This window comes from Haloarcula sp. R1-2, from assembly GCF_011627385.1.
GTDB lineage: Archaea > Halobacteriota > Halobacteria > Halobacteriales > Haloarculaceae > Haloarcula > Haloarcula marismortui.
This window is the reverse complement of the sequence record NZ_JAANTG010000001.1, coordinates 916065-928719: the sequence shown is the minus strand read 5'-3', so window position 1 is coordinate 928719 and position 12655 is coordinate 916065. Positions and strand designations below refer to the sequence as shown.

General features: G+C 64.6%; 9 protein-coding genes. 4 read left to right on the top strand and 5 right to left on the bottom strand.

The genetic code is table 11. The features are described 5' to 3' along the window. Positions 1 to 12: 12 nt before the first annotated feature. A complete protein-coding gene (locus G9C82_RS04625; protein ID WP_007188300.1) occupies positions 13 to 984 on the top strand; it encodes a prohibitin family protein in 972 nt (323 codons plus the stop codon). Positions 985 to 1148: 164 nt separating this feature from the next. Beyond that, entirely contained in the window at positions 1149 to 2132 is a 984-nt protein-coding gene (locus G9C82_RS04620; protein ID WP_174789835.1) for an NAD-dependent epimerase/dehydratase family protein, read from the top strand. A gap of 3 nt (positions 2133 to 2135) precedes the next feature. On the opposite strand, the gene G9C82_RS04615 is transcribed toward G9C82_RS04620, so the two are convergent. Together G9C82_RS04615 and G9C82_RS04610 are read right to left on the bottom strand one after the other, a co-directional pair. Continuing rightward, positions 2136 to 3206 (bottom strand): TrmB family transcriptional regulator, encoded by a 1071-nt coding sequence (locus tag G9C82_RS04615; protein ID WP_007188302.1) that lies wholly within the window; start codon positions 3204 to 3206, stop codon positions 2136 to 2138. 183 nt (positions 3207 to 3389) lie between these two features. Then, positions 3390 to 5954, bottom strand: coding sequence for a glycoside hydrolase family 3 N-terminal domain-containing protein (locus tag G9C82_RS04610; protein ID WP_127013485.1), 2565 nt, complete (start codon positions 5952 to 5954; stop codon positions 3390 to 3392). Positions 5955 to 6105: 151 nt separating this feature from the next. On the opposite strand from G9C82_RS04610, the gene G9C82_RS04605 reads away from it, so the two are divergent. Continuing rightward, positions 6106 to 7164, top strand: a complete 1059-nt coding sequence (locus tag G9C82_RS04605) for an NAD(P)-dependent glycerol-1-phosphate dehydrogenase (RefSeq protein ID WP_007188303.1) — start codon at positions 6106 to 6108, stop codon at positions 7162 to 7164. Here the strand turns inward: G9C82_RS04605 and G9C82_RS04600 are convergent. From G9C82_RS04600 to G9C82_RS04590, 3 genes are all read right to left on the bottom strand, one after another. Beyond that, entirely contained in the window at positions 7161 to 7676 is a 516-nt protein-coding gene (locus G9C82_RS04600; protein WP_127013484.1) for a hypothetical protein, read from the bottom strand. The genes G9C82_RS04605 and G9C82_RS04600 overlap by 4 nt on opposite strands. A gap of 120 nt (positions 7677 to 7796) precedes the next feature. Next, positions 7797 to 9608, bottom strand: coding sequence for a S9 family peptidase (locus G9C82_RS04595; RefSeq protein ID WP_127013483.1), 1812 nt, complete (start codon positions 9606 to 9608; stop codon positions 7797 to 7799). A gap of 74 nt (positions 9609 to 9682) precedes the next feature. Continuing rightward, complete coding sequence (locus G9C82_RS04590) at positions 9683 to 11467, bottom strand: DUF2339 domain-containing protein (protein WP_127013482.1); 1785 nt, start codon at positions 11465 to 11467, stop codon at positions 9683 to 9685. Positions 11468 to 11595: 128 nt separating this feature from the next. On the opposite strand from G9C82_RS04590, the gene G9C82_RS04585 reads away from it, so the two are divergent. After that, complete coding sequence (locus G9C82_RS04585) at positions 11596 to 12654, top strand: glycosyltransferase (protein ID WP_127013481.1); 1059 nt, start codon at positions 11596 to 11598, stop codon at positions 12652 to 12654. Position 12655 lies beyond the last annotated feature (1 nt).

Here is a 12655-nt window from a genome sequence, read left to right as displayed (position 1 = left end):
TCGGAGCACAGCATGAGTGACATCCCCGGTCCTGACCCCGATTCCGGGTCGGACATCGATATCGATGTCGGCCGTGGCCTCCGCATTGCCGTCAGCGTTGTTGTCGCCCTCGCTGTCGCAACGGCGCTGTTCGGTGGCTATCATCAGGTCCCCGAAGGCCATGTCGGCGTCCAGAAATCGTTCGGCGCGGTAACCGGCGATCAACTCCAGCCGGGCGCACACATCATCGTGCCAGTCAAGGACTCGGTTCAGGACGTGGAAATCCGACCCCGGACCTACACCATGGCCAACACTGAGGGCGAAGGCGACAGACCGTCACAAGCCGATGCGGTGACCGTTCAGACCATCAATGGGACGACGGTCGACATCGACATCACCGTCCGGTACAAGATCGAAGAAGCGGACGCGTCAGGGTTCGTCACCCAATGGCGAACCGTCGGGCAAGCGGAAGAACGACTCATCCGACCGTCCGTCCGGTCGCAACTCCGGAATGAGGCCGCAGGTATCCAGACGAGCGAGATATACACCAACGACGGCCGCGAGCGGCTTGGCGATGCGGCACAGCAGAAACTCGAATCCGCGTTTGAGGGCGAAGCGCTCGTCCTTGAAGAGGTACAGGTTCGGACCGTTGACCTCCCGGAATCGTACGACCAAGCACTCAACGACAAGGAAATCGCAAAGCAACGCGTCGAAGAGAAGAAATTCGAGATTCAACAGGCCGAACGCGAAAAGGAACGGCAGGAGATTCAGGCCGAAGCCGACGCCCGAGTTATCGAGATTCGCGGTGAGGCGCTTCGGGAGAACCCAGTTGTGCTGAAACAGCAGTACGTCCAGAGCATCGACGATTCGGATAAGGTCATTCTGGCGACTGACGACGAAGGAACACCCATCATCCTGCAGACTGGCCGGAGCAGGGGCGGGAACACGTCAAGCGCCGATACAGGGTTCTCGACGAACGTGACGAACGCGACGGCCGGCAACTGACCACAGACGCGAGGGCGCACCTCATTCGTTTTTTCAGCCGTGCTGTTCTCTGGAGAGGGTCGGTCGTCATGCCTCTCCAGCAAACGCTCGGTGTCGACTGTCAGACCGCGGCAGACGCTGGCGGTGAGCCACACTGTTTTGCTGGTCCCGTCCGAGAACGGCGTATGGACAGTGTCCTCGTCATCGGCGGCGGTCGGTTCATCGGTCGGCACACAGTCACCGAGTTCCGCGACGCAGGCTACGACGTGACAATGCTCACCCGCGGACGGCGTCAGAATCCGTTCACGAACGCTGAGGTTGCCCACATCGAAGGTGACCGACGTGAGCGGGACACACTCGAAACTGCTCGGGAGCGGGTCGACCCGGACGTAGTCGTCGACTGCGTGGCGTACTTTCCGGAGGATGTCCGAGTGGCGACCGACGTGTTTGCCGATGTCGGCGCGTACGTGTATATCTCAAGCGGCGCGGCCTACGGGGCTGAACGGACGCCCAAGCGAGAGGGGGAGACGCCGCTTGCAGGCTGTACTGCCGAGCAGGCCACAACTGACAGCGCGGAGACCTACGGGCCACGGAAGGCCGAAGGCGACCGCGAAGTGTTCGCTGCCGCGGAGGACGGCGTACAGGCGATGAGCATCAGGCCGACCGTCGTGTACGGTCCCTACGACTACACCGAGCGGTTCGCCTACTGGGTCGACCGCGTGGCCGAATACGACCGGGTCGTCGTTCCCAGCGACGGCCTCAGCCTGTGGCAGATGGCCTACGTCGAGGACGTGGCGAGTGCGCTCCGTCTCGTCGCGGAGCGAGGGACGGCTGGCGAGGCCTACAACGTCGGCGACGAGCACGCGCCGACGCTCCGGGAGTGGGTCGACCTGCTTGCCAGAGTGCACGAGACGGATGTCGAGACTATCGGCGTCGGCGAGCGCGAACTCAGGGCGGCGGGGCTTGCCCCCGACGATTTCCCCATCTACCGAGACTCACCGCATCTGCTGTCGACGGCGAAGCTCCGAAACCTGGGCTGGTCGTCGACGCCCCACGAAACGGCATTGGCGGTGACCGTCGCCGAACATCTGGAGAACGACCGAACCGGCCGTGAGTTCGGACCTGACCGTGACACGGAAGCAGCGCTTATTGACCGCCTAACCGAGTGACAACTACGCCCGGCGGAGCGTCGTGTGCTTGACCTCGTAGTCCTCTAAGAACGCACCGTATCCGCCGACGGTGATGCGGCTGTCTCCGGTATCCACGACCAGCGAATTCTCGAACCCGAAATCGCTGTTGTGGGGCGCAACGAGGTTCTGTCGGACACCGACCACCTCGCCGGATATCACTTCGAAGTCGTCGTCGGAGCCCGTCGGCCGTGCGTACAGGTCGGCGACGACGGACTCACCAGCCCGGAGCGCAAGCGTGGTCGTGAACACGACGGGGCGGAACATATCGTACCGAGCCGGGAGTGACGGGGGTCGCGAAACGAGGACCTCCTCGCCTATCGGCCAGTAATTGCCCAGGTAGGAACCAACCAACACTGCTGCGACAGCCTCTTGCGTAAACGTGATCGCGTTCGTCTCGTCGTGGTCCCAGCTGAGCATCGTCGACGGAGAGACGAACCCGCGCTGCTGGTCCGTCGCAAGCAACGAAGGCGCGCCGTCGAGGCCGATTCGGACGGCGTTGGCGATCTCCTTCAGGTCCAACTCCATCGTCGCCCGGTCGTAACTCGACAGTGTCAGGAGCACGAGGATGCCCCGCTCCCGGGCACGGCGGAGCGGGTCGCGGATATCGGGGAGTCGTCGGGCCGGGATCTGAAGGATAACCTCGCAGTCGGCCGCTTCGATGTGTTGCTCCAGCCGTTTGACGATGGTCGGTCGGGACTTGACCACCTCGAAGGTGTTATTCTCGGCCGCGGTGTCCTCGTATCGGGTCTGTACTGCCGCCTCCAGTGTGTCCAGTTCGCGTTTTAGCGCGCCGAAAGCCTCCGACGGGGGCGTCGCGCGGATGACCGTCGGCGTCCGATGGTCGTCGACGCTGACGAAGCCGTCCACGGCCAGCGAATCACAGATGTCGTACACGTAGCTTTTGGAGACCCCCGCCGTTTCGGCCACCGTTCGGGCTGTTGCCGGTCCCTTTTCGACCACGGCGAGGTACGTTTCCGCCTCCGTCTCGGAGAGGCCATACTGCTGGAGTCGGTCCCGAACGGGCGCGCTGGGTTGGCGTGTGGAGTCAGGCATGGATGTCCTGCTGAAACCGTGCTGGCTGATTCTCTGTCACTGGATCGCTGTTTCAGCTAATCTAATCGAACATACATAATGATTGGTGGGTGTGGGAGCGGGCCGGCATGTGTCTGTGCGTAGTGGGTATTCGGGGTCCGGTGCGCCGGCGGGAACACCCCGGCGTAGGTCGCGGGACCTGTCTCAGGATCTCCCACGAACCTCGTCGAGCAGGTCAACGACGTCTTCCATGGTGGGGTCGCGGCTGGTGTTGTTGCCGTTACCATTGTTCCCACTATTGCCCCGACCGGGGGTACTCCCTGACCCGTCCGGGAGGCCCGGAACGGGGTCGGGATCGGTGATGCTCGCCGTGTTCTGGACCGTGAGCGTGGCCGTCGGGCCGTCTTGGCCGACAGTAAGTTCGTACTCACCGGCTTCGACGACCTTCGGGCCAAGTCCGAGCACGTCACCGGGAACGACCTCCAGCGCCGTCAGGTCGACAGTCACGTCGACTGTGGTCAACTCGCCGGGGCCCAGCGAGACGCGCTCGTAACCGAGCAGCCGGCGTCTCGGCTGGAGCACTGAGCCATAGGACTGGGTGTTGAACACCTCGACGATGTGCTCGCCGGCCATCCGGCCGGTGTTTGTCACCTCGACGCTGACGGTCACCTCGGACTGGTTCGCCGGGTTGCCGACAGTGGGCTGAGTGACCGAGACGCTCCCGTACTCGAAGTCGGTGTAGGAGAGCCCGTGGCCGTACTCGTAGATTGCGGTGTTATCTGTCCCGCCTGTCGATGTTGGGTCGTAACGGGTGTACTGCACGGGTGTGGTACCAACGTTCTCTGGCCAGCTGAACGGGAGCTTCCCAGAGGGATTGTACTCGCCGACCAGCGTCTCGGCGATAGCGACCCCGCCGTCGCTGCCGGGCTGGCCGGCAAACAGGAGGGCGTCAAGCTGGCTAAACGTTTCTGGAGACCCCCGTGGCGAACCGGCAAGCATGACGCCGATGATCGGCGTCGAATCGTCGGTGGACTCGACGACGGTGTCGAGAAGCGCCTGCTGGGACTCGTCGAGCACCAGTTCGTCCCGGTCACCGAACCCTTCGTTGTGGGTTCCCTCGCCGAGCACGACGACGACGACATCGGATTCAGGTCCAGCCGACTCGACCCGTGACCGCTGCTCGGCGGTAAAGTCGAAGTTGCCGTTCTCGTCGCTCTGCTGGTTCTCGCCGTCGCCCTCGCCGGCCCACCAGGTGGTGTTCTCGTACGAGGTGGGAACGTGCGTGAGACTGCCGACGCGAGCGCGGAGTTCCGCTTCGAGGAGGTTCTGGCGCGGGAACGGGCCGCCGGCGCTGGCCCCCTGCCAGCCGAGCGTCCAGCCGCCGTGTTGCATCAGCGCGCGGGTGTTGTTGCCGTTGCTGTCGACGCCGGGGCCTGTCAGCAGGACGCTCTCGTCGCCGGATAGCGGGAGCGTGTCATCAGTATTTTTCAGGAGGACCATCGACTCCTTTGCCATCGTCTCGGCGGTCTCCTGTGCGCCGCCGAGCACGGTCTCGATGCGGGACTCGTCGACTGTCGGCTGCTCGAACAGGCCGAGGTCGGCCTTTAGTTCGAGGATCCGCCGGACTGCCTCGTCGATGCGCTCCATCGGAATCGCACCGTCCTCGACGAGGCTGACCACGGTGTCGATGAACTGAACCGGGCCCGGCGCGTCACCGCCGTTACCGATCATGTACATGTCGACGCCGGCGTTGATCGCCATCTCGGTCGCCGTCTCGAAGTCGGGTGCGTAGTCGTGGTTCGTGATCATCCGGTTCAGGTCGTCCCAGTCTGAGACGACCATTCCCTCATAGCCGTAGGCGTCCCGAAGTAGCGTCGTCAACAGCCAGTGAGAGGCGTGGGCCGGAATCCCGTTTATCGACCCGCTGTTGACCATTACCGTCCCGGGTTCGGATTTCAGTGCCTCCCGGTACGGCGGGAGGATGTTCGTCCGGAGGTCACGCAGCGACGTCGAGGCCGGTGCGCGGTCGTTGCCGTTGTTCGGGATCGAGTAGGCCGCGAAGTGTTTGACACACGCCGTCAGCCGGTCGTCGTCCTCAAGCGCCCGTGCTCGTACCCGCGAGACATCCGCTTCGAGTTTCGGGTCCTCGCTGATGCCCTCGAAGAAACGGCCCCAGCGGGGGTCCCGCTGTAGATCAGTCGTTGGCGCGAAGGTCCAGTGTGCGCCCATCGACGCCGTCGCCTCGCTCGTGTGCCGTTCGGCCGCCTCGATCAAGCTCAGGTCGCGCGTCGCACCCAGGTTCAGCCGTTGGGGGAACACCGTTGCCCCTGCCAGCAGGCCGTTCCCGTGTGTCGCGTCGACGCCGTAAAGGAATGGGATGTCGTGGTCGGCGTTTTCCAGGTTGTACTCCTGTAGGGCATTGATTCCCTGAACCACGGTCTCGCCGTCGAAGCTCGGCGGTTCGGCCCCACCTGAGAGGATCGACCCGACGCCGAGTTCGCTGAAATACTCGCCGACCGTGTCAACCCCGAAGCTGTCGGGGACGTTCGATTCCTCGGGTTCCGCCTCGAAGGAGCTAATTGCGACCTGCGTCATCTGGGCCGCTTTCTGCTCCAGTGTGAGGTCGCCGACGAGCGAATCGACGTCCGGTTGCGCCGCGGCGGTTCCAACACCTGCGCCGGTGGCAGCCGCTGCCGTGGCCACGCCGGTCGCTTTCAGAAACGTTCGCCGAGACGCTTGCATGCCGTCATCAGTCGTGTCATGTGCCATGACAGGCGCACCCAACCGAGGATGTTAATAATTGTTTTTGGAAAACTGGTGTGTAATATTTGTCAAAAGATTTGCCGCCGGTTCGGTTTCGGCGCCCTGACTGATGCTGCGCACCTAAACTGTTTTCACGCGTGCCCGGAGACAGGCAACCATGTTCGAGAAACGCACCTGGATCCGTCTCCCCCGGAACGTCGTGGTCGGGCACGGTGTCCTCAGCCGGACAATCGAGGCCGTGAGTGAACTCCACTTGACTGGCCGGCCGCTCGTCGTTTCAAGTCCGACGCCACACGATGTCGCCGGCAAGCGGGTCGTCGAACAGTTCGAGGACGAGGGGTACGACCCCTCCGAAATCGTCATTGAGGAAGCCAGTTTCGACGCCGTCCAGCAGGTCATCGACCACGCCTCGGAGATCGACGCGGGCTTCCTGCTTGGTGTCGGCGGCGGGAAAGCTATCGATATCACGAAGATGGCGGCCGACGACCTCGGACTGGGGTTTGTCTCGGTGCCGACGGCCGCGAGCCACGACGGCATCGTCTCTGGTCGGGGCTCAGTTCCTGAGGGGGATACGCGCCACAGCGTCGCCGCCGAGCCGCCACTGGCGGTCATCGCCGACACCGAGGTACTGGCCGAGGCCCCCTGGCGGCTGACCACTGCTGGCTGTGCCGACATCATCTCGAACTACACCGCGGTTCGGGACTGGCAGCTCGCCCACCGACTCAAAAACGTCCACTACTCCGAGTACGCTGGCGCGCTCTCTCAGATGACCGCCGAGATGCTCGTTGAGAGTGCCGACTCGATAAAACAGGGGCTTGAGGAGTCATCCTGGATTGTCGTCAAAGCGCTCGTCTCCTCAGGCGTTGCGATGTCTATCGCCGATTCTTCGCGTCCAGCAAGCGGGGCGGAACACCTGTTTTCACACCAACTCGACCGGCTTGTCCCCGACGGCGCGCTCCACGGCCATCAGGTCGGTGTCGGCTCGATCATGACCGAGTACCTCCACAGCGGCCAGAAAGGCAAGTGGAAAGCCGCCAGAGACGCACTGGCCGCCATCGGCGCGCCGACGACGGCAGACGAACTCGGCATCGACGACGAGACGGTGATCGAAGCGCTGACCACGGCCCATCAGATCCGCGACCGCTACACGGTGCTCGGGGACGGAATGAGTGAAGAAGCGGCCATCGAAGCGGCGACGGTCACCGGCGTTATCTAAACCAGTTCCGCCACCGCGATATCGCCCGCGTCGTCCCACCGGATCGACGCTTCAGCCTCGCCGGTCGTCTCAGCGCCACTGCTTTCGGCCGCGGTGCTTTTGATCTCCGCGTCGAACACGATACTGAGCCGGTACACCGTCTCGGCGTCCGGGTCCGCCTCGTTTCGCACGCCACAGATGGTCGCTCGAACCGCGTCCCGAATCGTACACGCGACGCCGGCCGTTTCGGTGACGACCCGCTCGACCGCTGTCGCCGGCCGCTCGGCCCCCTGTGTCTGGCCTTGCGGGATCTCCCAGGACCCGTCAGCGTCGCTCAGCAACACGTCGCCCGACTCGTTGTGGACGAACGCGTGCACGTCGACCTGCCCCTCCCGTGAGCGCTCGACAGCACGCTGGTACGCCTCCGAGCTCACCGAAAAGGTGGTCTGGTCCACCGGCGTCGAGCCGAACTCCTGTTCGAGACGGGCGAGACGCTCTTGCACCCGTGCTCGCGAGCGCTCGGCTATCTCCATACGAAACGGTGCTTCGGCAGCATAATAAATCCGCCTGAACACTCTCATGGTTTGAAACTACCCGGTGCACCGGTGACAACACGCGTACAGTGGACCCGCGACAACGTTAGTATGACTCGCTCAGACGTGGTCGTCGAGGAATTCGACGACAGCGGTGTACGCCTCAATGCGGTTCTCCCGCTTGCTGATGCCGTGTCCCTCGTCATCGAAAACGAGTTTCTCCACGGGAACTCCCTGTTCGGCCGCTTGCTCGGCGATTTGCTCGGCCTCGCCGACCGGAACACGCGGGTCGTTGGCCCCGTGGAGGACGAACAGCGGCGCATCGATTCGGTCGACGTTGTTGATGGGCGAGATAGATTCGAGGAACTCGCGGTCTTCGTCAAGGGAGCCGTACTCGGCCTCGCGGAGTTCCCGCCGCCAGTCACCGGTGTTCTCCAGAAACGTCACGAAGTTGGCGATGCCGACTACGTCGACGCCGGCCGCCCAGAGGTCCGGGTACTCAGTCAGTGCCGCAAGCACCATGAAGCCGCCGTAAGACCCACCCATCGCCACGATTCGGTTGGGGTCGACAGCCGGGTGGTCATGGAGCCAGTCGACGCCCGCCCGCAGGTCCTTCACGGAGTCCATCCGCCTTTCCACGTCGTCGAGGTGCGTGTAGGCCTTCCCGTAACCGGTCGACCCGCGGACGTTGGGCTCGAAGACGGCGTACCCCCGCGAGAGGAAGTACTGGGTCAGACCGGAGAACGAGGGGCGACGCTGGCTCTCCGGGCCGCCGTGGATGTCGACGATGACAGGCGTGTCGCCGTCCGCATCATTTCCGTTAGCTGCACTTTCTGGCAGCGAGAACAGCGCCGGAATCTCGCGCCCGTCGAACGAATCGAACCGAACGACCTCTGGCGCGATGAACGTCTCGCGCGGGATGCCAGCCGTCGAGGCGGCCGTCCACTGCTCGCTCTCGCCGGTTTCGGCCTCTACGACGAACACGTTGGTGTTGACCTGCCGCCCGGTGACGCTGACGGCGAACCGTTCGGCGTCGGGTCCCCACGAAACGCCCCCGGCCAGCCCGCCCGGCAGGTCCGGCGTCGGGAACGTCTCAATGGTTGTCGGCCCTTTCAGTTCGCCGACGGTGAGTTCGTTGTAGCCGTCGATGTTGCGCGAGTACACGAGACGGCCACTGTCCTTGTCAAGCGCGACGCCGTCGATGTTCCACTGTTCGTCCGAGCGGACGATGTCGAGGTCGCCCTCAAGCGAAAGGCGGGCAAGTTCGAGCGTGTCGCTTTCGGCGTCGGTGACGAGATACACCGCCTCGCCCTCCGGTCCCCACGACGCGCTCGTGTAGCGGACCTTCCCCTCGTGTGGCGTGAGATGGCTGCGGTTCCCGCTGTCGATGTCAAGCACGTAGATGTCCTGGTCGAAACTGGAGTGGGCCTCGCTGACTAGCAGTCGCTCACCGTCGGGCGAAAAGCCGCCGACGGAGAACCAGCCGTCGCCCTTCCAGATTAGTTCCGCATCGTCGCCGGTCGCGTCGCGGTCCTGTACGTAGATGTCAAAGACAGCCTCATTTCGGCGGTTCGACGCGAACGCGAACCGCTCACCGTCCGGCGACCAGCCGCCCCAGCGGTGTTTCGCGTCGGGCATCCCAGTGAGTTCGTGGATGTGCCCGTCCGCGTCGAGCCGGTATAGCTGCGCCCGCTCGTTGCCGCCCTCGTCCATGCCGAAGACGAGTTCCTGGCGTTCGGGCGAGAAGTCGACGAAGCTCACAGTGTCGTCGTAGAACGTCAACTGTTCGGGCCAGCCGTGGGGTTCGGGAAGCGACCAGAGCTGGGCAACGCCGGTCGTGTTCATCAGGAAAGCGAGCGTCCCGTCCGGCGCGAACGAGCTGCCGTAGGCGCTCCGGACGTTCAGATAGCGCGAAAGGTCGTACGCGGTCACAACCGGAGGGAGGGCAGGGACCGGCAAAACCCTTTGTGGCGGCCGTGGTCTGATTCAGCGGAACGCGGCGGCTGTTATCCAGAGAGTCGCCTGAGTGGCTCCTCACCCTGCCAGCGGGCGTACGCGTACGAGGCGACGAGGAGGATGCCACCCAGTACGAGGAACGAAAGGGTCCGGGCGAGCGTATCGAGCCCCTGCGTGTCGTAGAGGAACACCTTGGTCGTCACCAGGCCGAGGACGACGACGCCCTGAAGCCGACGACTGCGGTCATCCAGCGCGAGGCCAACCCCGACGAACGCGAGCCCCAGGACGGCCCACGCAACCGACAGCCCCGCCCCCGAAAGCTCCAGCCCCAGAAGCACCACCGCGAGCCCGGTCGCCGTCCAGGCGTACGGCGCAGCCACCGAGAGTTCGCGGTCAGTGCTTGGCACCGTCGTCGATGCGCCGCCGAACCACCGACCGAGCGCGTAGAAGACCGCGATTCCCAGCAGGTATGCGGCTGGTCGCCCCATCGCGGTCGCCAGCGGGTCCGCGAGCGAGAACGCCGGTAATTCGGTCGCGTCCACGGCGAGCAGTTTGGCGACGGTCCCGACGGCGACGAGGTGCCCGCCGACACGAACTGCCATCGCGTCGCGGCGCGACCCGAGCGCCAACGCCCCACAGAGCAGGAGGAGGAGACCGGCGGTCGCGAGGAACGGGTCGGCCGCGAGGACGACGCTGACGGCGAGTAGCACGACGGCCAGCACCCCAGCCGCGCTGTCTTGCTGTCCGAGGCGTGACTCCGTGACGGCGTAGACGCCGCCGAGAGCGAGTCCGACTGCGCCGACAGCCACCCCGTCTGGCGCTGTCGGGATGAGTCGACGAACGACGCCTTCCAGCAGGATTACGGCGAACACGGCGTTGAGCCCTGTCGTCGCCTCCACCAGTCGGCGGTGCCATCGGTCCGTTCGGTCGCTCGCACGGAGCACGTACACACCAGCGGCGTAGACGGCGAACGTCGCGACGAGAACAGCGGTGGCAACCGCTTCGGGTGGCTCTAGCCTGTCCATCCAGACGATGTGGAGCACGTAGGCCGGGAGGACGCTGCCGAGGACGAGCCGGCTCCACGGCCGGACGGCGGCGATGGTCACCAGCCCGGCCGTGAGAAGCACGACGTAGGCCGGCGAGACGACGAAGGAACCAGCATCGAGCCCGACGTAGGAAGTGACATAACCCAGCAGGAACGCCTCGCCGGCGACGGCCGGCGCGTGGTCCCGCACCGAGACAACCGCTGTGGCGGCCACGAGAGCTGTCAGGACCAGCAGAACCACCCACAGCGGCGCTCCGATGGCGGCTCGATACGAGTCGAAACCGTAGGCCGCGTAGACGCTGAAATACGCGATGGCGAGGCCGGTCCCCGCGACGAGCCGACCCCATCGGTCATAGCCCTGCCGCTCGGCGGCGTACCGACCGCCCGCGAGCAGTATGAGCCCGCCCGCTGTGCCGGTGAGCACACGCCCGAGCGGGCCGAGGTAGCCCGCCTCGATGGCCAGACGAATGAAGAAGACAACGCCGACCACCAGCGCGAGCCCGCCGACCCCGCCGAGCCACTTCATCCCGATGTCGCGCTCCCAGTTCCGCTCGTCGACAGGCGCGTCGCTGTCGGCTGTCGCGCCGGTCTCTGGCGCTGTCCCCGAATCGTCCGGGGCCTCCGATTCGGCGGCCGCCGTGTCCGCTTCAGTGGTTGCAGTTTCGTCCCCGACAGACGGAGGCGGGTCGGTGTCCAGTTTCGATTCCAGGGCGGTGATGCGTGTCTGGAGGGCATCGACCTCGGCGCGGAGGTCCCGTACTTCCGCTTCGAGGTCATCATCATCGCTCATACACTGACACGTTGCAGAGTCGCTGTAATAAACATCCAGTCGAACGACAGTTCCAACGGCTAATCCGCCATCTATCGTCGTCAACCGCGAACGGGTGGATTTTTGAGCGGCCACGTCGTCGCCCCTGTATGCGTGTCGCGGTCGTCGCCATGGAGACGAGTCAGTACCGGGACACAGTGGGCCGGACCCGGCTGGAGCGGGTGGCTACCGAACTCGCCGCTGCCGGCCACGACGTGACCGTGTTCTGTTCGCAGTGGTGGCCGGGATTCGACAATCAGCGCGAGCGCGACGGCGTCACGTACCGCGCCGTCACCGTCTCGCCGACCGTCCCCTCCTTCTGTGTCCGCCTCCCGGCCATGCTCGCCCGGTTCCGCCCGGATGTCGTCCACGTTCACCCGACGCCGTCGTCGGTCGCACTCGCGGCCAAGACCGGTGCAACGCTGTCTCGCGCGCCGCTTCTCACGGAGTGGTATGGGGACGAAGACGTGCCCGAAAGCCGCCGGGCCAACCTCGCGCTCCGCGTGTCGGACTGTCTCGTCACCCCCTCCGAACTCGTCCGCACGCGGGTCCGAGAGCGGGGCGCGACCGCGGACCAGACTGCGATACTCCCACAGAGCATCGACATGGACCTCGTCAGTGAAGTCGATGCTGGCGAGGAAATCGACGTGGTGTACGCCCACCGACTGGACGGCAGTGCGAACGTCGAATCGCTACTGCTGGGTCTGGCGGAACTCAGGCAGAAGGGCTGGTCGGCGACGATTATCGGGGACGGGCCGGAACGAGCGCACTACGAACAGGAGGCGGCCGACCTCCGTATCGACGACCGCGTGACCTTCGCTGGCGCGTGCGACACTGAAGAGCGCGTCTCGATTTATAAGGGTGCGCACGTGTTTGTCCAGACAGCGTTCCGGGAGTGCTTCGCCACAGATCTCCTCTGGGCGATGGCCTGTGGCTGTATCGGCATCGTGGAGTACCAGGCCGAGTCGTCTGCTCACGAACTCATTGAGCAGCGCGACCGTGCGTTCCGAGTGACGAACCCGCAGGAAATCGCCGACAAAATCACCGAATCGGCCGGCTTCGAACGCCAGACCGTCGACGAGTCCTGCGCCGAGTTCGACCACGCGCAGGTCCGGGCGAGGTACGAGGACCTTTACGAGAAGCAAATTGAGGATGCCGGTCTTTTCTAAT